Below are 24,536 nucleotides of genomic sequence, written 5' to 3' on the forward strand. Positions count from 1 at the left end.
GATCAGCAAGCGTTCAGGCACGCTGTGTTAAGAAGTGATTTGTTACGCATTGCTTGACACTGTATCTCGGGTTCCGCGGGTTTTCCCCGTGATTGGTAGTGGTTATCATGCCTATGGCCGCGTCGAGGAATGGCGTTGCGCAGATGTCTATCGATCAAGGAGTTGTTGATGAGCGTTTCGATTGCCGCAAAAGCGTCGTTGTTGCTGCTGTTTCTGGGCAGTACCTACTATGTGCATTTGCGCGGCAAGGCGCGGTTGCCGGTCTTGCGTCAATTTGTCAACCACTCGGCCCTGTTTGCCCCCTACAACGCCATGATGTACCTGTTCTCCGGCGTGCCTTCAAAACCCTACCTGGACCGCAGCAAGTTTCCCGAACTGGATGTGCTAAAGGACAACTGGGAAATTATCCGCGACGAAGCGATGCACCTGTTTGATGAGGGTTACATTCGCGCCGCGGAAAAAAACAACGACGCCGGATTCGGTTCGTTTTTCAAGAAGGGCTGGAAGCGTTTTTACCTGAAGTGGTACGACAAACCCTTGCCTTCGGCCGAACTGCTGTGCCCGAAAACCGTGGCGCTGGTCAGTGCGATTCCCAACGTCAAGGGGGCCATGTTCGCCCTGCTGCCGGGGGGCAGCCATCTTAATCCGCACCGCGATCCATTCGCCGGCTCCCTGCGCTATCACCTGGGGTTGGCGACGCCCAATAGCGACGCTTGCCGCATCTACGTCGACGGTCAGGCCTACGCCTGGCGTGACGGTGAAGACGTGATGTTCGACGAAACCTATGTGCACTGGGTCAAGAACGAAACCGACAAGCCCCGGGTCATCCTGTTCTGCGACATCGAGCGCCCGCTCAGCAATCGCTTGATCACGGGAATCAACCGCTGGATCAGTGGCCTGCTGGGGCGCGCCACCGCGCCGCAGAACCTTGCGGATGAACGCGTAGGCGGGATTAACCAGGCCTATGCCTGGAGCAAGCGATTCAGCGAAAGGTTCAGTGGGGCGATCAAGCAGTGGAAACGTCGTTATCCCAAGGCGTACCGGGTAATGCGGCCGGTATTGGCGATCGGTGTGCTGGCTTTGCTGGCTCATTGGCTGCTGGGCTGAACAACTGCTGGCCACAACGACAGGAAAAAAGATCGCCACCAGGCGATCTTTTTTTTATTTTTGGAAGCTTTGCTATATTACAAATGTCGCCCGTAAATGCCGTCAGGGCGCCCAGAGAGTATATGGAGCCGGTCGCAGAACTGGCGTGCGCTGAATGTTCAAAACCTAATTCAACCCTTGCGACAGCAGAATTGCCTTGGCCGTAACGCCATTGGGTTTTAACCGGGCTGCACGGTTTTCAAGCCTGCCGGTTTTGAAGGGGCAATGCGTCTTTGAGAACCTGGGCCCGATCCTCGCAACCTTACTGAAAAAGGTCTGAATCAATGACCATCCTGGTAACTGGCGGTGCAGGCTTCATTGGGGCAAACTTCGTATTGGACTGGCTGGCTCACTCCGACGAAACCGTAGTCAATCTGGACAAGCTGACCTATGCCGGCAACCTGGATAACCTCAGCAGCCTGACGGGCAATACGCAGCATGTATTCGTGCAAGGCGATATCGGCGACAGCGCCTTGGTCGAACGCTTGCTCGAAGAGCACCGGCCCCGTGCCATTCTCAATTTTGCCGCCGAGTCGCATGTCGACCGCTCCATCCACGGGCCACAGGCATTCATCGACACCAACATCGTTGGCACATTTCGTTTGCTGGAAGCCGTACGCGCCTACGTAAAAGGGCTGGCGAGCGATTCGTTGCAGGCCTTTCGCTTCCTGCACGTGTCTACCGATGAAGTCTATGGTTCGCTGGCCAAGGACGAGGCGGCGTTCACCGAACGTCACGCGTATGAACCCAACAGTCCCTACTCGGCGAGCAAAGCCGCCAGCGATCACCTGGTGCGCGCCTATCATCACACCTATGGCCTGCCCGTACTGACCACCAACTGCTCGAACAACTATGGGCCATATCATTTCCCGGAAAAGTTGATTCCGCTGATGATCGTCAACGCGCTGGCCGGTGAGGCATTGCCGGTCTATGGCGATGGCCAGCAAATCCGCGACTGGTTGTACGTCAAGGACCACTGCAGCGCCATCCGCCGCGTGTTGGAGGCCGGCAGCGTGGGTGAGGTCTACAACGTCGGTGGCTGGAACGAAAAAACCAACCTGGAAATCGTGCACACCGTCTGCGCGTTGCTTGATGAGCTACGTCCGCGCGCGGACGGGCAACCCTACCATGCACAAATCAGCTACGTGACCGATCGGCCAGGGCACGACCGTCGTTATGCCATCGATGCCCGCAAACTCGAACGTGAACTGGGCTGGAAGCCGGCAGAAACCTTTGAGACCGGCATTCGCAAAACCGTCCAGTGGTACCTGGACAACCAGGATTGGGTGCGCAATATCCAGTCCGGTGCCTACCGCGAATGGGTCGAGAAAAATTATGCCGGGCGCCGCGCATGAAGCTGCTCTTGCTCGGCAAGAACGGCCAGGTGGGGTGGGAGCTGCAACGCAGCCTTGCGCCCCTTGGAGAAGTGTTGGCTCTGGACTCCTCAAGCCAGGCGTACTGCGGTGACCTGAATGATTTGCCGGGGCTGGCCACTACCGTGCAACGCTTCGCGCCAGACGTTATCGTTAACGCCGCGGCCTACACTGCGGTCGACAAGGCCGAAAGCGAATCGCAGCTGGCCTATCGGATCAATGCCGATGCGCCGGCAGTGCTGGCGCAAGAGGCGCTACGGCTCAAGGCTCTGCTGGTGCATTACTCCACCGATTATGTGTTCGCAGGGCTTGGCGACCAACCCTGGCAGGAAACTGATCCGGTAGCGCCATTGAGTGTCTATGGCGCCAGCAAGCTGGCCGGCGAACAGGCGATTGCCGCCAGCGGCTGTGCGCATCTGATCTTGCGAACCAGCTGGGTGTATTCCGCGCGGGGCAACAACTTTGCCACGACCATGCTGCGCCTGGCCCGTGAACGTGAAAGCCTGGCCGTGATCGATGACCAGTTCGGCGCACCAACCGGTGCCGAATTGCTGGCGGATGTGACCGCCCATGTCATCCGCAGCGTACTGGCCGACCCGCAATTGGGCGGGATCTATCACCTTGCCGCCACTGGCGAAACCACCTGGTGTCGCTATGCTCGATTTGTACTAGAACAAGCCGAGCGCGCAGGCATGAATCTCAAGGTAACCCCGGCAATGGTCGAGGCGATCGGCACCGAGGCGTACCCGACGCCGGCACGACGCCCAGGCAACTCCCGACTCGATACGCGAAAATTGCAAAAGGCCTTTGCGCTGAGCTTGCCTGACTGGAAAGTCGGCGTGACACGGATGCTCGCAGAAATACTGGAGAAATGAATATGCTCAATCGTAAAGGCATCATCCTTGCCGGCGGCTCCGGTACACGTCTGCATCCGGCGACACTGTCCATCTCCAAGCAGCTGCTGCCGGTTTACGACAAGCCGATGATCTACTACCCACTGAGCACCCTGATGCTGGCGGGTATCCGCGATATCCTGATCATTTCCACACCCCAGGACACGCCGCGTTTCGAGCAGCTGCTGGGGGATGGCGCCCGTTGGGGCCTGAACATTACCTATGCCGTGCAGCCTTCGCCCGATGGCCTGGCGCAGGCATTCATCATCGGCGAAGACTTTATCGGCAACGACCCCAGCGCCCTGGTCCTGGGTGACAACATCTATCACGGCCACGACTTCATCAACATCCTGCAAAGTGCCATGGCGCGCCAGTCCGGGGCGAGTGTCTTTGCCTATCACGTCAATGACCCGGAGCGTTACGGCGTGGTCGAGTTCGACGGCCAGGGCAAGGCGATCAGCCTGGAAGAAAAGCCACTCAAGCCCAAGTCGAACTTTGCGGTCACCGGCTTGTATTTCTATGACCAGGACGTGGTCGAGATGGCAAAGAGCATCAAGCCATCGGCGCGTGGCGAGCTGGAAATCACCGATATCAACAGTCTTTACCTGGACCAGGGCAACCTGTCGGTAGAAATCATGGGGCGCGGTTATGCCTGGCTGGATACCGGGACTCACGACTCACTGCTCGATGCCAGTCTGTTCATTGCCACGCTCGAACGTCGCCAGGGCCTGAAAGTCGCGTGCCCTGAAGAAATTGCTTTCCGGCAGAAATGGATCGATGCCGATCAGTTGCAAAGACTGGCGGCCCCCTTGGCGAAAAATGGTTACGGCCAGTACCTCAACCGTCTTTTGCAAGCGGGTTGATGCCTGTCACGCCTTCCAATGCATTGCCAAGGGTGTCGAGCTCTGGGTATAGTCAACACAAGCAGGTCCTCATGACCTGCTTTCTTAATCCCTCGAAAAAGATCAGCCCAATGCCTGCATCCCAAATCAACGCGGTAGTCGATTCAGCGGTCAACGCTGGCGTCGTGCCGTGCGGGAACCAGCAGCCTGTGCAGATCAGTCATTACCCTCCACCTGTCAGTAGCACGTCGGTGTGCGCAGTCGTAGCGCCGCCGGGTGTTGGCATTTCGGGCTGATCAGCGTTTTCTGCTGTTTCCCTGCCCGCCTGCAAATACGCCCGTAAAAAAACTACTGGATTTCAGCTTCGGCTGAGTTGGCTTCTTGCCTGACTACAGGTGGTATTTCATGTTTGTCCTTTCAAAAAAGTCCGCGCTCGCGGCGGCTTCCACGAGCCTGTTCGTTCTGCTGTGGAGCAGCGGGGCGATCTTCTCCAAGTGGGGGTTGGCCCATGCGTCACCCTTTGCCTTTCTGTTGATTCGCTTCGTCATCGCCTTGTGCGGCCTGGTGTTGTTGATGCCGTTGCTCAAATTGAAGTTGCCCAAGGGCGGCAAGGCGATGCGGTATGCGATGGCCACCGGTTTGGTGTTGCTGGGGGCGTACCAGATTTTTTATCTGCTGGCGCTCGACCTCAAGGTCACGCCCGGAGTGATGGCGACCATCATGGGCGTGCAACCGATTCTCACGGTGGTGCTCATGGAGCGTCAGCGCTCAGCCAGCCGAATGTTCGGCCTGTCGCTGGGCTTGACCGGCTTGATCATGGTGGTCTATCAGGGCATCGGCCTGGCCGGCATGTCGCTGGCCGGGATGCTCTTTGGCTTGCTGGCGCTGGTGAGCATGACCTTCGGTTCGATCATGCAGAAACGCATCACCGACAATCCGCTCGGCACGCTGCCGGTGCAGTACCTGGCGGGGCTGTTGCTTTGCGGGATTTTCGTGCCGTTCCAGCCCTTTCATTTCGAACACGGTAGCGGTTTCATCGTGCCCGTGTTGTGGATGGGCCTGGTGGTGTCGGTGCTGGCGACCTTGTTGCTGTACCGCTTGATCGCCCGGGGCAATCTGGTGAATGTCACCAGCCTGTTCTATCTGGTACCCGCCGTGACGGCCGTGATGGATTACCTGATTTTCGGCAATCGACTGGCGATGTTGAGCATCCTCGGCATGGTGCTGATTATCGTCGGACTGGTGTTTGTATTCCGTAAAGCCGCGTAAACCATTTCCCTGTAGGGGCCTTTTCATTTGCTCAGCGCATGCTCGGCGCGCACCGAGTTCATGAACGCCTGCATCGCCGACGACTGAATACGATGGCGACGGGTAATCAGCCCGTACGGTGGCAAGCGTGCTTCGAACTTGATCGGCAATACCGCCAGCAGGTTACGACCAGGATAATCCTCGACCACCGACACCGGCGTGACGCCGAGCATATCGGTTTGCTGAATCAATGAGAGCAAGGTCATGATCGAGGTGGTTTCGACGATGCTGCTGGGGATATCGACCCGCGCATTATGGAACACCTGGTTGATGATCGCGCGCATCGGGCTGGGTTGCTGTTGCAGCACCCAGGTCATGTTCTGCAGTTCTGCCCAACCCAGTTGCTTCTCCTTCGCCAGCGGATTCTGCGCACCGGCAATCACACACAGGGCTTCTTCACCCAGGCTGTCGAACAGCAGTTCTTCGGCCCGTGCTCCGGGCGGAATTCTTCCCAGGACAATGTCCAGTTGATCCTGCAGCAGCGCCTGCACCAGCACGTCGCTGGTATCGACCTGGATGCTCATGGACAAGCGTGGATGGCTTTGCTTCAAGGTCGCGATGGTGCGGGTCAACAGCCCCGAGGCCAGCGCCGGAATCGCGCCAACGGCGACTCGCCCCAGGTTGCCAGATTGCAGGGCAACCAGTTCTTCGCGCATGCCGCTGAGTTCGGCGAAGACCATGCGCGCGTAGTAGATGACAGTTTCCCCGAACGGGGTCGAGCGCATGCCCCGAGGCAGGCGTTCAAAGAGTTCGACGCCGAGCAGATCCTCAGCCTCGTGCAGCATCTTGGTCGCCGCTGGCTGAGTCATGCCGATGTGGTCGGCGGCACGGCGCAAAGAGCCGAATTCCTCCAGCGCCAGCATCAGCCGCAGCTGGCGCAGACGCAGTCGACTGTGGATTACATTGGCATCAGGAATTCGGGACATGGGCCGTACTCGCGAACAAAACTGTGGCAAGCCTGACAACAAATGTCAGGCGTTGCCAGCATTGCAGTGTCACAGCACCGATTTTGCCTTGGCGACCTGGGGTTTGCGCAGGCCCATCAGGGTTTGCAGCGCCTTGGAAATCAACGGCCAGAACAGCATCAACAACGCCGCCGTGGTCAGGCTACCCACCAATGGGTTGGACCAGAAAATCCCCAGGTGCCCGTCAGAGAACAGCATCGACTGACGGAAAGCATCTTCAGCCTTGTCGCCCAGCACGGCCGCCAATACCAGCGGCGCGATCGGGTAGCCAAGTTTCTTGAACAGATATCCCAGCGCGCCGAACCCGAGCATCAGCACCACGTCGAAGAACGAGTTGTGCACCGAGTAGGCACCGATGGCGCAGACCATGATGATGATCGGCGCGATGATCGAGAACGGAATGCGCAGGATCGAGGCGAACAGCGGCACGGTGGCCAACACCACGATCAGGCTCACCACGTTGCCCAGGTACATGCTGGCGATCAGGCCCCAGACGAAGTCATGCTGCTCGACAAATAGCGTTGGCCCAGGGTGCAGGCCCCAGATCATCAAACCGCCGAGCATCACCGCAGCGGTGGCTGAACCGGGAATACCCAGGGTCAGCATCGGCAGCAAGGCACTGGTGCCGGCCGCGTGGTCGGCGGTTTCCGGGGCGATCACGCCTTCGAGTTCACCCTTGCCAAAGTTGTCGCGGTTTTTCGAAAAGCGACGCGCCAGGCTATAGCTCATGAACGATGCGGCGGTCGGGCCGCCCGGCGTAATGCCCATCCAGCAACCGACCAGGGTGCTGCGCACAATGGTCCACCAGTAGCGCGGCAGCTTGGCCCAGGTGCGCAGGATCACCATCGGGGTAATGCGCGCATGTTCGCCGCGGAACACCAGGCCTTCTTCCACTGTGCAGAGGATTTCGCCGATGCCGAACAGGCCGATCACCGCCACTTCGAAGCTGATGCCGGTCATCAGGATCGGTTGGTCAAAGGTCAACCGCAGGTTGCCGGACACAGTATCCATGCCGACCGCCGCCATGGCGAAACCGATCATCATCGCCACCACGGTTTTCAGCGGCGGGTTCTTGCTCATGCCGATGAAAGTGCAGAACGCCAACAGGTACACCGCAAAGAACTCCGGCGAACTGAACGACATGGCGAAGGCGGCGATTTTGGTCGACAGGAACGTCAGCAACAACACCCCGGCCAGCGCACCAATCAGCGCCGAGCTGAACGCGGCGGTCAGGGCTTCGGCGGCGCGGCCTTCGCGGGCCATCGGGTAGCCGTCGAACGTCGTCGCCACCGATGAGGGTTCACCGGGGATGTTGAACAGGATCGAGGTGATCGAGCCGCCAAACAGCGCGCCCCAATACATGCACGACAGCAGGATGATTGCCGACACCGGCGACATGGTGAACGTCAGCGGCAGCAACAGTGCCACGCCGTTGGGGGCGCCGAGGCCGGGCAACACACCGACCAGGATGCCCAGCAGCACGCCGATCACCATCAGGCCGATGTGGCCCGGGGTCAGGATCAGGTTCATGCCTTGCAACAGGGAATCGAATTCGCTCATTTGAAGTTTCTCCCGGCCAGGGCAATCCAGTCGCCCAATGGGCCTGCATCCAGCGGGACCTTGAACCACAGCGCGAAAATCAGGTAGCTGGCCAGGACCGCGCCGAGGGATACCGTGGCGATCATCCATTTTCCGTAAGGCTTGGCGCGGACCCTGTCACGCCACATGAACCAGGCGATGAAGCATGCCGAGGCGACGTAGATGCCGGTCAGTGGCATGGCAGCGACGAACAACGCAATCGGGATGAATACCGACAGCACTTGCCTGAATGCACTGCGACTGACAAATGCGATGCTCAGCGCTTGCCAGCGCACCACGGTCAACACGCCGTTGGCCACGCTCGCGGCGCTCAGCATCAAACCGATGTAGAAGGGGAAGTAACCCGGCTCGGGGCCGGCATCACCCCAGCCGATACCTTGTTCGACGCTGCCGAACATCACCACTACGCCGATCAGCGCGGTGAAGAGTGTCAGGCCGAGTTCGACCCAACGGGTGCCGACCAGCGCGGGTGAATCCGAAGAATGGGACATGCAGACACCTCCAGCAAATGACGGCCGCCCGCAGGCGAGCGGCCGCGACAACGTCAGTTTTTCAACCAACCGGCTTCTTTGAATACCGGGGTGACGCGGGCGGTGTCTTTTTCGATGTAGGCAGTCAGCGGCTCGCCCTCGAGGAAGGTCGGCACCAGGGCGTTCTGCTTGACGTAGGCCTTGAACTCCGGCGTCTCGGTGACTTTACGCATCAGCTCGACATAGAACGCACGTTGCTCGGCGGAAACGTCGCCGGGCATGAACACGGTGCGCGGGAAGCGGTATTGATCGATGCCCAGGCCTTGCTCGTGGCAGGTCGGCACATCGGCCCAGGATTTATCACCGGCGACTTTCTCGGTGTAGCTCATGCGTTCCTGGCTGAAGACACAGAGCGGTTCGACCTGGTCGCCGCGCCATTGGCTGATGCTTTCGCTGGGGTTGTTGACGTTGGCGGCGATGTGCTTGCCAGCCAGTTGGGTGGCGGCTTCGCTGCCGCTCTTGAACGGGATGTACACCAGTTTGCTGTTGTTGGTCTGGTTCAGCAGCAGGGTCAGGGTCTGGTCGACGTCCTTGGACTGGCTGCCACCCATGCGCAGGTTCGACGGGTCAGCCTTGACCGCTTCGTAGAAGCTTTTCGCATCCTTCCACGGTGCGCCTTTGTAGCTCCAGAGAATGAAGTCATCCTCGGCCACGGCGGCAATCGGCGTCAGCTCCTGCCATTGATAGCCGAGCTTGGACACCAGCGGCAACAGGTAGATGTTGTTGGTGCCGATCACCAGTTTCTCGGCATCGCCCTTGTTCATCTTCATGTCGAGAAAGGCTTCGGCGCCATTGCCGCCGCCCTTGTTGAGGACGATGGTATTAACGTCGAGCAGTTTATGCGTGGTGATGATCGACTGGATCAGGCGACCGAGTTGGTCGGTACCGCCACCGGGGCCACCGGCGACAACGATTTCGACGTTCTTGTCCGGTTGCCAGGCGTGGGCCAGGGCGGGGAGGGCGCCCGCGGCGACCAGGGTGCAGCCAAGAAACAGACGGGATGTGCGACGGACGAATGCATTTCGCATGATGGAAGAGCCTCGTTTTTGTAGTTGTTATGAGTGACTTGTTGGCGTTCGAAAGCTGCAAGCCTGGCCAGAGTGTGGGAAGACGCCGTCGCCGCGTCTAGTCAAAACAATACATACACCGATAGCCTGGGGTTATAGCGCTGCAAACGAACGGGGATTTCTGTAGGAGCGAGCCTGCTCGCGATGGACTCAAGAGCGCCACGTTTATTCAGGAAACACGCGTTTTTGTCGAAGACCACCGCGAGCAGGCTCGCTCCTACAGAAAAATGCATGCGTGCGTTGAAAGCCCATTGAAAGCATGGCATGCCATAACCCGAAGCTATCGCCTGATTTCAAGTTTTGATTAGACGGTTATCACCGGGCCTTCGATAGTGCCCACAGGTCGCCACGACGCGACACGCTTGAATCCACAAAAATAATAAATCGAGGTACGCACCATGGCTCGTCCCAGTGCTTCCCTGCATCTGCCCACGGCAGATGCGATCCCGCAGGCCGGCGCCGCGAAAGCCAGCAATGTGCGTTGGCGGATCTTCGCGATCATCTTTGCGCTGACCATGGTCAATCTGATTGATCGGGTGTCGCTGTCCATTGCCATGCCGACCATCGCCCATGAATTTTCCCTCACGCCAAGCATGCAGGGTTTGATCCTCAGCAGCTTCTTCTGGGCCTACGCGCTGTTGCAGATTCCCGGGGGCTGGTTGATCGACCGCTTTGGACCGCATCGGGTCATCAGCTGGTCCACCGGGTTGTGGGGCACGTTCCAGGTGCTGGCGGCGTTCGCCACTGGCGGCTTGTCGTTGTTGTTTGCCCGTGTGGCCCTGGGGGCCTCGGAAGCGCCGTTGTTTCCGTCCGGCGGCAAGCTGATCTGCTCATGGCTGGCGCCCAGCGAGCGCAGCCGCGGTGCGGTGTTGATGGACAGCGGCAGCCCGTTGGGCGTGGCGCTCGGCGGGTTGATCATTGCCTATCTGATCGCTTCGCTGGACTCCTGGCGCCTGGCCTTCGTGATCGCCGGTGTGGCGACCCTGTTGCTGGCCTGGCTGGCGCGGCGTTATCTGCGTGATGACCCGAACAGCCACCCGCAGGTCAATGCCCTGGAACTGGAAAAAATCAACGCCGGGCCCGCCACGCCGGCCGCCGAAGCCACCCGGGCACCGGTCAAGGGCCTGGGCATCGCCGCTCGTTCCCTGAGCGGATTGCTGATCGGTCGTGCCAGTTGGGCGATGGTGTATTTCGGCCTGTTGACCTGGGGGCCGAGCTATCTGGCGCAAGCCCGGGGTTTTGATATCAAGGGCATTGGCGCGGCGACCTTCGTGATTTTCGTCTGCGGCGCATTGGGTTCGTTGACCGGTGGTTTCCTCTGCGACGGCTTGATCCGCAAGGGCGTGCGGCGCGGCGTGGCGGTCAAGAGCCTGCTGGCGTTTTCCGGCCTGGTGGCCCTCGGCGCGTTCCTGCTGTTGCCGACCCTGAGCGATCCTTTTGCGGCCGTGGCGCTGTTGGCCATGACCGCGTTTTTCCTGATGTGGGGCAGCCTCTATTGGAGCTTCCCGGCGTTGCTGGCAGCACCGGCGCGGGTCGGCTTGATCGGTGGCGTGATGAACATGGCCGGCAGCACCGGCGGTATCGCGGTGCCGATCCTGGTGGGGGTGATACTGCAAATGAGCGGTGGCTTCGCCCCTGTGCTCGGGTTTTTCGCCGCGTGCTCGGCTGTGTTTGTGCTGGCGACTTTGTTCATCAGTCTCGACGAGGTGCGTTATGGCTGAGCGTTGGAATGGACCGATCATCGATGCCCATCATCACTTCTGGGACCCAACGATCAACGACCATCCGTGGCTGGCGCCCGAAGCCAACATTGCGTTTCGCTACGGTGACTACAGCGCGATCAAGCGCCGCTATTTTCCCGAGGATTACTTCGCCGATGCCGGTGAGCATCGGGTGGTGCAAACGGTGTATGTCGAGACCGAATGGAACCCCCAGGACCCGATTGGCGAAACCCGGTTCATCGAACAACTGGCCGCCCGTTACGGGGTGCCGAATGCGATCGTCGCGCAAGCCTGGCTCGACCACCCGGACGCCATTGCGGTGCTGGCCGAGCAGGCCACCTACAAGTGCGTACGCAGCGTGCGGCACAAACCGGGCGGGCCGATGTCACCCGAACAGTTCGGGCGGGTGCGCAGCCTGATGAGCGACGAGCACTGGCGGCGCAGTTACGCCGCATTGGAGGGGCTGGGCCTGCACTTTGATTTGCAGACGCCCTGGTGGAACCTGCCCGAGGCCGAACGGCTGGCCCGGGACTTCCCCGGCATCACCCTGATTCTCAATCACGCCGGGTTGCCCAACGATCGCAGCGCCGAAGGCTTGGCGGGATGGCGAGCAGCGATGGCGCGGTTGGCGCAGTGGCCGAACGTGCAGGTCAAGATCTCTGGCCTGGGCCAGGCGGGCCGGGCGTGGCGCACCATCGACAACGCCTGGATCGTGCGCGAAATCATCGCGATGTTCGGCACCCGACGAGCGATGTTTGCCAGCAATTTTCCGGTGGACAGCCTGTGCGGCTCGTTCGACGACATCTACAGCGGTTTCAAATCCATCGTCGCCGATCTGCCAGTGGCCGATCAGGAGCGACTGTTCTACAGCAACGCGCAGCGCATCTACCGCTGCGAACCTTGCGCCATTGACCGGGCGCTGCCTGAATCCTTGAGGAGTGAAGCATGAACAAGACAACCATCGCGATGGTCCTGGGTGACCCGGCGGGCATCGGCCCGGAACTGATCGCACGCTTGCTCGCTGAGCCCGATGTGCGCGGCCAGGCCAACGTGATCCTGATTGCCGACGAAGCGGAAATGCGTCGCGGCATGCGCATCGCCGGCGTGGAGTTTCCCTATCGTCGGGTGGAGTCTTTGGAGCAGCTGTCTTTTGTTGATGACACGCCGTTGTTCTTCGATTTTCGCGGCGACACCTTCGGTGAATTTCCGCGCAGCGAGGCCAGCGTCATTGGCGGTCGCTACAGCCTCGACACGTTGGAAAAAGCGCTGCGCCTGACCGAGGCCGGGACCACCGACGCAATATTGTTCGGGCCGTTGAACAAGACCTCGCTGCACATGGCCGGCATGGCCCACAACGATGAGCTGCACTGGTTCGCCGAGCTGCTGGATTTCCACGGGCCATTCTGCGAGTTCAACGTGCTCGACAATCTCTGGACTTCTCGGGTGACCTCTCACGTCGCGTTGGCTGAAGTGCCGGGGTTGCTCAGCCAGGAGCGGGTGGTGGAAGCGATTCAGTTGATCGACACCGCCCTCAAGCGCAACGGCCTGGAAAAACCGCGCATCGGCGTCTGCGGTTTGAACCCGCACAACGGCGACAACGGCTCGTTCGGCCGTGAAGAACTGGACATCATCGGCCCGGCGGTGCGCAAGGCCCAGGCGCTGGGAATCGCGGCGGAAGGACCGTACCCGGGCGACACGATTTTCCTCAAGGTCCAGGGCGACGCCAGCGCCTTTGACGCGGTCGTGACGATGTATCACGACCAAGGGCAGATCGCGATCAAGTTGATGGGCTTCTCCCGTGGCGTCACGGTTCAGGGTGGCCTGCCCATTCCCATCACCACACCGGCCCACGGCACCGCGTTCGATATCGCGGGGCAGGGCAAGGCGAATGTCGGCGCGACTCGCCAGGCATTCGAGATTGCTTGCCGGATGGGGGGCAACAGCTACTAAAAGGGCAAGATCAAAAGATCGCAGCCTTCGGCAGCTCCTACAGGGGATGGCATACATCCTGTAGGAGCTGCCGAAGGCTGCGATCTTTTTGTTTTTGGTCTGATAACTCGATCTACCTGATAACCGCTTTTTCCTATCACCCCAGGTTATCGCCGGATACGCATAAGTGATTATCCGCAGCCCCTTGGCGCTGGCTAAAGTCGCTCCATCGAATGCGCACAACCGCTCTCCAGCGGCTCTACGCAACGACACAACAATGACAAGAAGCCGGCAGCGCAAGGAATCTGTATTCATGAAAATCAAAGCGATCCGTACCCGCGTTTTCGAGTGGAAAGGCAAAGTCGTCCCACCTCAAGCGCACTTCTGCACCAACGCCAGCGACATCCTGTTCGAGCGCGGCGACGCCATGGGCTCGTTCCGTTTCCACGGCTGGCTGGTGGTGGAAGTCGAGACCGACACCGGTCTTGTCGGCATCGGCAACTGCGCCCTGGCGCCACGGGTGGCCAAGGAAATCATCGACACCTACCTGGCACCCATCGCGATTGGCGAAGACCCGTTCGACAACGAATACATCTGGCAGAAGATGTACCGCCAGAGCCACGCCTGGGGCCGCAAAGGCATCGGCATGGCGGCCATCTCGGCGATTGATATCGCCATCTGGGACATCATGGGCAAGGCGGTCAACAAGCCGGTGTACAAGCTGCTCGGCGGCCGCACCAAGGAAAAGATCTGGACCTACGCCTCCAAGCTCTACGCCAACGACAACCTCGACCTGTTCCTGGAAGAAGCCCAGGGCTATCTGAACCAAGGCTTCACCGCGCTGAAAATGCGCTTCGGCTACGGCCCGAAAGACGGCCCGGCGGGCATGCGCAAGAACATCGAACAAGTGCGCGCCTTGCGTAACCTGGCCGGTCCCGACGTCGACATCATGCTCGAATGCTACATGGGCTGGACCCTCGAATATGCCCGTCGCATGTTGCCGAAACTGGCCGAGTTCGAGCCGCGCTGGCTGGAAGAGCCGGTGATCGCCGATGACATCGAAGGCTACATCGAGCTGAAAAAAATGGGGATCATGCCGATCTCCGGCGGTGAGCACGAATTCACGTCCTACGGCTTCAAGGACCTGCTCGAGCGTCGCGCCGTCGACGTGATCCAGTACGACACCAACCGAGTCGGCGGCATCACCGCAGCGCGCAAGATCAACGCCATGGCCGAAGCCTGGTCAGTACCGGTCATCCCGCACGCCGGGCAGATGCACAACTATCACCTGACCATGTCCACCACCGCCTCGCCGATGGCCGAGTTCTTCCCGGTGTTCGACGTCGAGGTCGGCAACGAACTCTTCTACTACGTGTTCAAGGGCGAGCCGCAACCGGTCAACGGCTATATCCAGCTCGACGACAACAAGCCGGGTCTTGGCCTGGAAATCTCCGATGAGTACCTGAGCGACTTCAACATCATCGAGTGACCCCACGACCTACCGGAGGACGACATGCGCCTGATTCAATTCGAAAACACGGCCGGTGAACGCCAGGTCGGGCTGGTCGACGGGGCACAAGTGCAGGTGCTCCAAGGCACCCGCAGCACCCGCGAACTGGCACTCGCGGCGATCCACGCCAAACGCAGCCTGGCAGAAGAAGTCGCTTTGCGCGGCACCGCGCCGGGCCCGGACTACGCACAGCTGTTGGGCCAAGGCCAGGTCCTGCCACCACTGGACCACGAAGACCCCGCCCATTGCCTGATCAGCGGCACCGGCCTGACCCACCTGGGCAGCGCCTCGACGCGGGACAAAATGCACCAGCAGGAGGGCGCCGTCGAAGCCGGCATGACCGACACCATGCGCATGTTCAAATGGGGCCTGGAAGGCGGCAAGCCAGCGGCCGGACAGGTCGGTGCGCAGCCGGAATGGTTCTACAAGGGCGACGGCAGCATCGTCGTGCGCCCTGGTGCGGACTTCCCGGCGCCGCCCTTCGCCGAAGACGCCGGTGAAGAACCGGAGCTGACCGGGCTCTACGTGATCGGCGACGACGGCCAGCCGTATCGCGTCGGTTATGCCTTGGGCAATGAGTTCTCCGACCATGTCATGGAACGGCGTAACTACCTGTACCTCGCCCATTCGAAATTGCGCTGCTGCTCCTACGGACCCGAGTTGCGCGTCGGTGAATTGCCCAGGCACCTGGTCGGCACCAGCCGCATCAAGCGCAATGGCGAAACGATCTGGGAAAAGGAATTTCTCAGCGGCGAAGACAACATGTGCCACAGCCTGGCCAACCTCGAGTTCCACCACTTCAAGTACGCACAATTCTTGCGGCCCGGTGACGTTCATGTGCACTACTTCGGCACCGCCACACTGTCGTTTGCCGACAGCATCAAGACCCAGCCGGGCGATCGCTTCCAGATCAGCCTCGATGAGTTCGGTGCGCCACTGGTGAACGGCATCGGCGAAAGTGCCCAGCCGTTGCCTATCGGTCAGGTGCGCACACTCTGACCCCCTGTAGGAGCCGGCAAGCCGGCTCCTAAAGGTCTGCCATTGATCAAGGAACTCACATGACTCAATTTCTTGGCCACAACTACATCGGCGGCCGCCGCAGCGCCAACGGCACCTTGCAACTGCAAAGTCTCGACGCGACCACCGGCGAGCCGTTGCCCGGCACCTTCTTTCAGGCGTCCGAAGCCGAAGTGGATGCCGCCGCCAAAGCCGCCGCGGCGGCGTACCCGATCTACCGCAACCTGAGCGCGGAAAAACGCGCGACCTTCCTCGACGCCATCGCCGATGAAATCGATGCGCTGGGCGAGGATTTCGTTGCCACCGTTTGCCGCGAAACCGCGTTGCCGGCCGGGCGTATCCAGGGCGAACGCGGTCGCACCAGCGGCCAGTTGCGCTTGTTCGCCAGGGTGCTGCGTCGCGGTGATTTCTACGGCGCACGCATCGATCGGGCGCTGCCGGAGCGCCAGCCATTGCCGCGCCCGGATCTGCGTCAGTACCGCATCGCCCTGGGGCCGGTGGCCGTGTTCGGCGCGAGCAACTTTCCGTTGGCGTTCTCCACGGCGGGTGGCGATACCGCCTCGGCCCTGGCCGCCGGTTGCCCGGTGGTGTTCAAGGCCCACAGCGGGCACATGGCAACCGCCGAATGGGTGGCGGACGCGATCATCCGCGCCGCCGAACGCACGCAAATGCCGGCCGGGGTTTTCAACATGATTTATGGCGGTGGCGTCGGTGAGTGGCTGGTCAAGCACCCGGCGATCCAGGCCGTGGGTTTCACCGGTTCGCTCAAAGGTGGCAATGCCTTGAGCCACATGGCCGCGACCCGACCACAGCCGATTCCGGTGTTCGCCGAGATGTCGAGCATCAACCCGGTGTTCCTGCTGCCCGAGGCGCTGGCGGTGCGCGGCGAGCAGATCGCGGCGCAACTCGCCGGCTCGGTGACCCTGGGCTGTGGTCAGTTCTGTACCAATCCAGGGCTGGTCATCGGCCTGCGTTCGCCGCAGTTCAGCAGCTTTCTCGAAATTTTTTGCGCGAGCATGAACCAGCAACCTGCGCAAACCATGCTCAATGCCGCAGGGCTGGACAGCTACAGCCGAGGTTTGGGTGAACTGCACGAACATCCGGGGCTGACTCATCTGGCGGGCAAGCCGCAACAGGGCAATCAGGCGCAGCCGCAAGTGTTCAAGGCCGATGTCAGCCTGTTGCTCAAGGGCGATGAGTTGCTTCAGGAAGAAGTATTCGGGCCGACCACCATCGTCATCGAAGTCGAGGACCGCGCGCAGTTGGCGGCGGCGCTACAGGGCCTGCGCGGGCAGTTGACGGCGACCTTGATCGGCGAGCCTGACGAGTTGCTGCAGTACCGCTGGCTGGCGGAGATGTTGCAGGAAAAGGTCGGGCGGATTCTGCTCAATGGCTATCCGACCGGCGTCGAGGTGTGCGAAGCGATGGTGCATGGCGGGCCGTATCCGGCGACGTCCGACTCGCGCGGCACCTCGGTCGGTACCCTGGCCATCGACCGCTTCCTGCGCCCGGTGTGCTTCCAGAACTACCCGGACGCGTTGCTGCCCGAGGCGTTGCAGAACGCTAATCCGCTGGGGATTCGGCGATTGGTGGATGGGGAGGTGAGTTCGTTGGCGTTGTGATTTCCCCCTGTAGGAGCTGCCGCAGGCTGCGATCTTTCGATTTTGCTTTTAAAAACAAGATCAAAAGATCGCAGCCTGCGGCAGCTCCTACAATCATCGTCGCAGCAACTTACCTGGTCCTGGCCGGCTTCAACACCAGCCACAACGCCGCCGCAATCAACACCCCGCCATAGACATGCGCCATCGACAATGGCTCATCCAGTAACAGCGCCCCCCACAACACGCCGAACGGCGGGATCAGGAAGGTCGTGGTCATCGACCTCACCGGCCCGACCGAACTGAGCAAGCGGAAGTAAACGATGTACGCAAGCGCGGTGCACACCAGCCCCAATCCCAGCAGCGACAACCAGACACTCCAGCCGCCCCAGCTTGCCGGCGGTTGGCTGATCACGCTGTAGCCGAACAACGGCAACAGGAACAGCGTGGCGCCGAGCATGCTGCCCAGCGCAGACAAACGGCTGTCGAGGCCGCCGGCCTGATCCAGCCAGCGGCGGGCGAGGAATCCGGCGAAACCATAACAGGTGGTGGCGAGCAGGCAGGCGAAGGCGCCCATCAGCAACTGCAGGTCGAATGCGACCGGGCCTGCGCGGGTCAGCACACCAACGCCAAGCAATCCGAGCAATACCCCGCCGAGCTTGGCGGCGGTGAGTCTCTCATGAAAAAACAGCCCACCGATCAAAACGCCCATCAGTGGTGTGGTGGCGTTGAAAATCGCCGAGTACCCGGCCGGCAGCACCTGGGCAGCCACGGAATACAGGGTTGCTGGAATCCCGGAGTTGATCACCCCGAGCAGCATCACAGTCTTGAGCTTGCCTTTGAAATCCCAGCTGATGCGCATCAGCCCGAGGATCAGCAACAAGCCGGTAGCGGCAATCGACACGCGGAAAAAGGCCGTAGGGATCGTGCCAATCACCGGGGCGATGATGCGCATGAACAGAAAGCTTGCACCCCAGATGGCCGCCAGTGACAGTAAACGGACTATATCGACGGGGTTCACGCGGCTCTCCTTCCTTGATCGGGACGAGAGTGTTGCCGAGCGGCTGATCCATGGCAACCGGAAAACGGGCAAATAACCCGGGCGCAAAATTACACTTCTCCTGCACCCGCTTCACTGGCTAAGCTCAGGGCTCACGAATTCCCGCAGAGGTCTCACCATGCCGCAGCAATGGCCAGCCGCCGACATCGCCCGCCTGATCCTCGATGGCTTTGACGATTACCGCGAGCATTTTCGCCAGATCACCGACGGCGCCCGGGCCCGCTTCGAGCAAGCCAGGTGGCAGGAGACGCAGTCGGCGTCGGCGGCGCGGATCAATCTCTACGAAGAAAAAGTCAGTGAGACAGTGGCACGATTGCACACCGCCTTTGACACCGACACGCTGGACGTCAGTTGCTGGCCGCTGGTCAAGAGCGCGTACATCACCTTGATCGACCTGCGCTTCGACGATGAATTGTCCGAGACCTGGTACAACTCGATTTTCTGCGGCCTGTTCAGCCATGACCTGATCAGCGACGGCTGCATGTTCATCCACACCACACGGCCGAGCCTGCGCCGGGCTCGCGCCGCGCAAACCCGCACCTACAAGCCCCAAGGCCAGCTGGCGGGCATGCTGGCGAGCATCTTCGCCGATTATCGCTTCAGCGAGGACTACGCCGACCTGCCCGGCGACCTGCGCCGCCTTGAAGCGCAACTGCGCGAGAACCTGCCCGATTGGGTGTGCAAGGACCCTGAACTGAGCGTCGAACTGTTTTCCTCGGTGCTCTACCGCAACAAGGGCGCCTACCTGGTGGGGCGCATCTACACCGCCGATGAGCAATGGCCATTGGCGATCCCGCTTCTGCACCTCGAGGGGCGGGGCATCCAGATCGATGCACTGATCACCGACGAGGCGGACGTGTCGATCATCTTTTCCTTCACCCGTTCGTATTTCATGGTGGATGTGCCGGTGCCGGCGGAGTTCATCGGTTTCCTCAAGCGCATCCTGCCGGGCAAGCACGTCGCCGAGTTGTACACCTCGATCGGCTTCTACAAGCATGGCAAGTCTGAGTTCTACCGCGCGCTGATCAACCACCTGGCCAACACCGACGACCAGTTCATCATGGCGCCGGGCGTGCGCGGCATGGTCATGAGCGTGTTCACCCTGCCGGGTTTCAACACGGTATTCAAAATCATCAAGGACCGTTTCTCACCGTCGAAAAACGTCGACCGCGCTACGGTGATCGAGAAGTACCGGCTGGTGAAAAGCGTCGACCGTGTCGGGCGCATGGCCGACACCCAGGAGTTCGCCGACTTCCGTTTCCCGCTGAGCAAGTTCGACCCTGCGTGCCTCGAAGAACTGCTGGATGTCGCGCCGTCCACGGTGTCGGTGGAAGGCGACACGGTGCTGATCCGCCACTGCTGGACCGAGCGGCGGATGACGCCGCTGAACCTGTACCTGGAAAACGCCAACCCGGCGCAGGTGCGCGAAGCCCTGGAGGATTACGGCCTGGCGATCAAGCAACTGGCGGCGGCGAACATCTTTCCCGGGGACATGCTGCTCAAGAACTTCGGCGTCACGCGGCATGGGCGCGTGGTGTTTTATGACTATGACGAGATCTGCTTCCTGACCGAAGCCAACTTCCGCCACATTCCGCAACCGCGTACGCCGGAAGATGAGATGGCGTCCGAGCCTTGGTATTCGATCGGGCCGCTGGATGTGTTTCCTGAGGAATTCCCGCCGTTTCTATTTGCCGATTCGGGCCAGCGCAAGTTGTTCGATCAACTGCACGGCGAGTTGTATAACGCCGATTACTGGAAGAGCCTGCAAGAGGCCATCCGTGCCGGCAAGGTGATCGATGTGTTCCCTTATCGGCGCAAGGGCCTCGATAACGAGTAACCCCCCACACAGATCGTTCCCACGCTCTGCGTGGGAATGCCGCCCAGGACGCTCCGCGTCCATGTGACGCGGAGCGTCACTTGATGCATTCCCACGCAGAGCGTGGGAACGATCAGGGAACCAGCGATCACACGGAAGCCCAAATCTGCGACAATCCGCCCCCTGCGCCACTAGACGACTGAATTGCGTACCTGATGACCGACGAATCGCCCTCCATCGACAAACTGCTGAAAAACCTCGATCACGCCATGCTCGCCGACCGCCACCGGCTGCGGCGGCAGTTGCTTGAGCTGCGCAAGAAACCCGACGAGGCCAAACTGGCCCAGTGGGTAGCGCGGATGCAGGCGTCCTGTGACCAGGTGCTGGCCCGCCGTGCCAGCCTGCCGGTGATTCGTTACGACGACAGCCTGCCGATCGCCGCCAAGCGCGACGAAATCAAGAAGGCCCTGCAACAGCATCAGGTGCTGATCATTGCCGGCGAAACCGGGTCGGGTAAAACCACCCAGCTGCCGAAGATCTGCCTGGAAATCGGGCGCGGCCAACATGGCCTGATCGGCCACACCCAACCGCGTCGGATCGCCGCGCGCAGCGTGGCCGCCCGTGTGGCCGAAGAACTCGGCACGCCGTTGGGTGCCCTGGTCGGCTATCAGGTGCGGTTCGAGGACCAGAGCGATTCCAATACGTTGATCAAGCTGATGACCGACGGCATCCTGCTGGCGGAAACCCAGAACGACCGTTATCTGGAACGCTACGACACGATCATCGTCGACGAAGCCCACGAACGCAGCCTCAACATCGACTTCCTGCTCGGTTACCTGAAAACCCTGCTGCCGCGTCGTCCGGACCTGAAAGTCATCATCACGTCGGCGACCATCGACCTGGAGCGCTTCTCCAAGCATTTCGACGATGCGCCGATTGTCGAGGTCTCCGGTCGCACCTTCCCGGTGGACACCTGGTATCGCCCGCTGACCCTGGAGCAGGACGAGGAGGGCAATCGTGTCGAGGACGACCTGACGGTGGATCAGGCGATCCTCGCCACCCTCGATGAAATTGCCGCCTATGAGCGCAGCGAACGCCGCAGCCCCGGTGACGTGCTCGTGTTCCTGCCCGGCGAGCGCGAGATTCGCGACGCCGCCGACATGCTGCGCAAGGCCCAGCTCAAACACACCGAGATCCTGCCGTTGTACGCGCGCCTGTCGCCGGCCGAGCAGCAGCGGATTTTCCAGTCGCACCCGGGCCGTCGCGTGGTGCTGGCGACCAACGTCGCGGAAACCTCGCTGACCGTGCCGGGCATCCGATACGTGATCGACAGCGGCACCGCGCGCATCAGTCGCTACAGCTACCGCGCCAAGGTCCAGCGACTGCCGATCGAAGCCATTTCCCAGGCCAGCGCCAACCAGCGTAAGGGCCGATGCGGACGGGTCGAGCCGGGCATCTGTGTGCGCCTGTACAGCGAAGAGGATTTCCTCGGGCGTCCGGAATTTACCGATCCGGAAATCCTGCGCACCAACCTGGCCGCGGTTATTTTGCAGATGCTGCACCTGCGCCTCGGCGAAATCACCGCGTTCCCGTTTATCGAACCGCCAGATGGCAAGGCGATCAGCGACGGTTTCAACCTGCTGCAAGAACTCTCGGCAGTAGACCGCAACAGCCAGTTGACCCCCCTTGGTCGCCAATTGGCGCGGCTGCCGGTGGACCCGCGCATGGGCCGCATGCTGCTCGAAGCGGCGAAGCTCGGCAGCCTGCAGGAAGTGCTGATCGTCGCCAGTGCCATGTCGATCCAGGACCCGCGCGAACGTCCGCCGGAACGCCAGCAAGCGGCGGATCAGGCCCATGCGCAATGGAAGGACAGCGACTCGGACTTCGCCGGGCTGGTCAACCTGTGGCGCGGTTTCGAAGAGCAGCGCCAGGCGCTGACGGCGAGCCCGCTGCGCAACTGGTGTCGCAAGAATTTCCTGAATTACCTGCGTCTGCGTGAATGGCGCGACTCCCATCGCCAATTGAGCCTGATCTGCCGCGACATGCAGTTGAGCCTCAATAAAGAGCCGGCGGACTATCCAAAACTGCACAAGGCGGTGCTGGTGGGGTTGCTGAGCCAGATCGGCCAGAAAACCGAAGACGGCGATTACCTCGGCGCGCGTCAGCGACGATTCTGGATTCACCCCTCGTCAGGTATCGGCAAGAAGCGTCCGCAATGGCTGATGACCGCCGAACTGGTGGAAACCACCAAGCTGTATGCACGCATGGTGGCCAAGATCGATGCCGACTGGATCGAGCCGCTGGCCGGGCACCTGATCAAGAAAAACCACTTCGAACCCCATTGGGAGAAGAAGCGTGGCCAGGTCGTGGCCTTCGAGCAGATCACCCTGTTCGGGCTGATCGTGGTCGGCCGCCGGCCGGTGCATTACGGTCCGGTTGATCCCGTGGTGTCCCGTGAACTGTTCATCCGTGAAGCGTTGGTGCGCGGCGAGATTCAGTCGAAAGCCAAATGCCTGACCGCTAACAAGCAATTGCTCGAACAACTCGACGAGCTGGAAGCCAAGGCCCGTCGCCGCGACATCCTGGCTGACGAAGAAACCCTCTACGCCTTCTACGATGCGCGCCTGCCGGCAGAAATCCACCAGACCGCGACCTTCGACAGCTGGTATCGGATCAACAGCCAGAAAGACCCGCAACTGCTGATCATGCGCGAGGAAGACGTGCTGGCCCGCGAAGCCAGTGAAGTCACTGCCCAGCATTATCCGGACACGCTGCACATCGGCGACCTGGAACTGGCCCTGAGCTACCACTTCGAACCGAACCACCCGCGTGATGGCGTGACCCTGCGGGTACCGGCACCACTGTTGCCGATGCTGCCGCCGGAGCGCCTGGAGTGGCTGGTGCCGGGCGTGATCGAAGCCAAGTGCATTGCGCTGGTGCGTAACTTGCCCAAGGCCTTGCGCAAGAATTTCGTGCCGGTGCCGGATTTCGTCAAAGCCGCGTTGCAGCGCATGACCTTCGCTGAAGGCTCGTTGCCACAAGCCTTGGGTCGCGAGTTGTTGCGCATGACCGGCGCCCGGGTCAGCGATGAAGCCTGGAGCGAGGCGGCACAACAGGTCGAAAGCCATCTGCGGATGAACCTGGAAATCGTCGACGCCCAGGGCAAGTTTCTCGGCGAAGGACGCGACCTGGCCGAACTGACGGCGCGTTTCGCCGAAGCCAGCCAGGCTGCCCTGGCGGTACCGCAAACCGCGAAAAGCCAGCAGCCGGTCGAACCGAAAGTGTTCGCCGCCGTCGCCGAGAAAACCCAGCAGAAGATCGCCGGCCTGTCGATGACGGTCTATCCGGCGCTGGTGGAAGAGGCGGGGACGGTCAAGGAAGGACGGTTCTCGACTCCGGCCGAAGCCGAGTTCCAACATCGCCGCGCCCTGCAGCGCTTGCTGCTGCAACAACTGGCGGAACCGGCGAAGTTCCTGCGCGGCAAGTTGCCGGGCCTGACCGAACTGGGGCTGCTGTATCGCGACATGGGCCGTGTTGATGCACTGGTCGAAGACATACTGTTGGCCAGCCTCGACAGCTGCATCCTCGACGGTGAAGACCCGCTGCCACGCGACGGTGCCGGGTTGGCGTCGTTGGCCGAACGCAAGCGCGGTACCTGGACCGAACATGCCGAACGCGTGGCGAAACTGACTCTGGAAATCCTCAAGCACTGGCACGGCCTGCAAAAGCGCTTCAAGGGCAAGATCGACCTGGCGCAAGCCGTGGCCCTGAACGACATCAAGCAGCAGCTCAGCCACCTGGTGTATCCGGGATTTGTCCGGGAAACGCCGATGCAGTGGCTCAAGGAACTGCCACGCTACCTCAAGGCCATCGAACAGCGTTTCGAAAAAATCGGCGCCCAGGTGCAACGGGATCGGGTCTGGAGCGGCGAGTTGTCCGGCCTCTGGACGCAATACCAGACCCGCGCCAACAAACACGCCCAGGAAGGCAAGCGCGATCCACAGCTGGAGCTGTATCGCTGGTGGCTGGAGGAATATCGGGTTTCGCTATTCGCCCAGCAACTGGGGACCAAAGTACCGATCTCGGACAAGCGCCTGAACAAGCAATGGAGCCAGGTCGAGCCCTGACATGGCCTCTGTAGGAGCGAGCATGTCGAATCGTC

Annotated in this window: 18 protein-coding genes; 13 read left to right on the plus strand and 5 right to left on the minus strand. The window is 60.9% G+C overall.

What is annotated here, in order from left to right; all coding sequences use genetic code 11:
* Window positions 1-168: 168 nt before the first annotated feature.
* The 5 genes from PG5_RS14320 to PG5_RS14340 all read left to right on the plus strand — a co-directional run bounded on the left by PG5_RS14320 (window position 169) and on the right by PG5_RS14340 (window position 5,523).
* On the plus strand, window positions 169-1,107 hold the full coding sequence (locus tag PG5_RS14320) for an aspartyl/asparaginyl beta-hydroxylase domain-containing protein (RefSeq protein ID WP_020797839.1): 939 nt from the start codon (window positions 169-171) through the stop codon (window positions 1,105-1,107).
* Between the two features lie 323 nt (window positions 1,108-1,430).
* Window positions 1,431-2,501 carry a dTDP-glucose 4,6-dehydratase gene (gene rfbB, locus PG5_RS14325; RefSeq protein WP_020797840.1) on the plus strand — a complete coding sequence of 357 codons (1,071 nt, stop codon included), beginning with the start codon at window positions 1,431-1,433 and terminating at the stop codon, window positions 2,499-2,501.
* A complete protein-coding gene (rfbD, locus tag PG5_RS14330; RefSeq protein ID WP_020797841.1) occupies window positions 2,498-3,394 on the plus strand; it encodes a dTDP-4-dehydrorhamnose reductase in 897 nt (298 codons plus the stop codon). Before rfbB ends, rfbD begins: the two co-directional genes overlap by 4 nt.
* Window positions 3,395-3,396: 2 nt before the next feature.
* Complete coding sequence (rfbA, locus tag PG5_RS14335; protein ID WP_020797842.1) at window positions 3,397-4,275, plus strand: glucose-1-phosphate thymidylyltransferase RfbA; 879 nt, start codon at window positions 3,397-3,399, stop codon at window positions 4,273-4,275.
* A gap of 384 nt (window positions 4,276-4,659) precedes the next feature.
* Complete coding sequence (locus PG5_RS14340; protein ID WP_020797843.1) at window positions 4,660-5,523, plus strand: DMT family transporter; 864 nt, start codon at window positions 4,660-4,662, stop codon at window positions 5,521-5,523.
* A 23-nt stretch (window positions 5,524-5,546) separates the two neighbouring features.
* Here the strand turns inward: PG5_RS14340 and PG5_RS14345 are convergent, their stop codons facing one another.
* The 4 genes from PG5_RS14345 to PG5_RS14360 form a co-directional block, all read right to left on the minus strand.
* Window positions 5,547-6,488, minus strand: a complete 942-nt coding sequence (locus tag PG5_RS14345; RefSeq protein ID WP_020797844.1) for a LysR family transcriptional regulator — start codon at window positions 6,486-6,488, stop codon at window positions 5,547-5,549.
* 69 nt (window positions 6,489-6,557) lie between these two features.
* Window positions 6,558-8,087 carry a tripartite tricarboxylate transporter permease gene (locus PG5_RS14350; protein WP_020797845.1) on the minus strand — a complete coding sequence of 510 codons (1,530 nt, stop codon included), beginning with the start codon at window positions 8,085-8,087 and terminating at the stop codon, window positions 6,558-6,560.
* Entirely contained in the window at window positions 8,084-8,617 is a 534-nt protein-coding gene (locus PG5_RS14355) for a tripartite tricarboxylate transporter TctB family protein (protein ID WP_020797846.1), read from the minus strand. The genes PG5_RS14350 and PG5_RS14355 overlap by 4 nt, the downstream gene beginning before the upstream one ends.
* Before the next feature lie 53 nt (window positions 8,618-8,670).
* Window positions 8,671-9,684: a tripartite tricarboxylate transporter substrate binding protein gene (locus PG5_RS14360; protein WP_020797847.1), complete on the minus strand. Its 1,014-nt coding sequence runs from the start codon at window positions 9,682-9,684 to the stop codon at window positions 8,671-8,673.
* 437 nt (window positions 9,685-10,121) lie between these two features.
* Between PG5_RS14360 and PG5_RS14365 the strand changes: the two genes are divergently transcribed.
* The 6 genes from PG5_RS14365 to PG5_RS14390 all read left to right on the plus strand — a co-directional run bounded on the left by PG5_RS14365 (window position 10,122) and on the right by PG5_RS14390 (window position 17,522).
* Window positions 10,122-11,444 (plus strand): MFS transporter, encoded by a 1,323-nt coding sequence (locus tag PG5_RS14365; RefSeq protein WP_020797849.1) that lies wholly within the window; start codon window positions 10,122-10,124, stop codon window positions 11,442-11,444.
* Window positions 11,437-12,393, plus strand: a complete 957-nt coding sequence (locus tag PG5_RS14370) for an amidohydrolase (protein WP_020797850.1) — start codon at window positions 11,437-11,439, stop codon at window positions 12,391-12,393. Before PG5_RS14365 ends, PG5_RS14370 begins: the two co-directional genes overlap by 8 nt.
* Entirely contained in the window at window positions 12,390-13,394 is a 1,005-nt protein-coding gene (locus PG5_RS14375) for a 4-hydroxythreonine-4-phosphate dehydrogenase PdxA (RefSeq protein ID WP_020797851.1), read from the plus strand. Before PG5_RS14370 ends, PG5_RS14375 begins: the two co-directional genes overlap by 4 nt.
* Window positions 13,395-13,686: 292 nt before the next feature.
* Window positions 13,687-14,862, plus strand: a complete 1,176-nt coding sequence (locus PG5_RS14380) for an L-rhamnonate dehydratase (protein WP_020797852.1) — start codon at window positions 13,687-13,689, stop codon at window positions 14,860-14,862.
* 24 nt (window positions 14,863-14,886) lie between these two features.
* The gene (araD1, locus tag PG5_RS14385; protein WP_020797853.1) at window positions 14,887-15,882 is read left to right on the plus strand and encodes an AraD1 family protein; all 996 of its coding nucleotides are present in this window, start codon (window positions 14,887-14,889) and stop codon (window positions 15,880-15,882) included.
* A 59-nt stretch (window positions 15,883-15,941) separates the two neighbouring features.
* Window positions 15,942-17,522 carry an aldehyde dehydrogenase (NADP(+)) gene (locus PG5_RS14390; RefSeq protein ID WP_020797854.1) on the plus strand — a complete coding sequence of 527 codons (1,581 nt, stop codon included), beginning with the start codon at window positions 15,942-15,944 and terminating at the stop codon, window positions 17,520-17,522.
* A 109-nt stretch (window positions 17,523-17,631) separates the two neighbouring features.
* Here PG5_RS14390 and PG5_RS14395 read toward each other — a convergent pair whose 3' ends face one another.
* Window positions 17,632-18,519: a DMT family transporter gene (locus PG5_RS14395; RefSeq protein WP_020797855.1), complete on the minus strand. Its 888-nt coding sequence runs from the start codon at window positions 18,517-18,519 to the stop codon at window positions 17,632-17,634.
* Window positions 18,520-18,676: 157 nt separating this feature from the next.
* On the opposite strand from PG5_RS14395, the gene aceK reads away from it, so the two are divergent.
* On the plus strand, window positions 18,677-20,395 hold the full coding sequence (gene aceK, locus PG5_RS14400; protein ID WP_020797856.1) for a bifunctional isocitrate dehydrogenase kinase/phosphatase: 1,719 nt from the start codon (window positions 18,677-18,679) through the stop codon (window positions 20,393-20,395).
* A 194-nt stretch (window positions 20,396-20,589) separates the two neighbouring features.
* Window positions 20,590-24,501, plus strand: a complete 3,912-nt coding sequence (hrpA, locus tag PG5_RS14405) for an ATP-dependent RNA helicase HrpA (RefSeq protein WP_020797857.1) — start codon at window positions 20,590-20,592, stop codon at window positions 24,499-24,501.
* Window positions 24,502-24,536: the final 35 nt, after the last annotated feature.

Source organism: Pseudomonas sp. G5(2012), from assembly GCF_000408945.1.
Taxonomy (GTDB): Bacteria; Pseudomonadota; Gammaproteobacteria; order Pseudomonadales; family Pseudomonadaceae; genus Aquipseudomonas; species Aquipseudomonas umsongensis.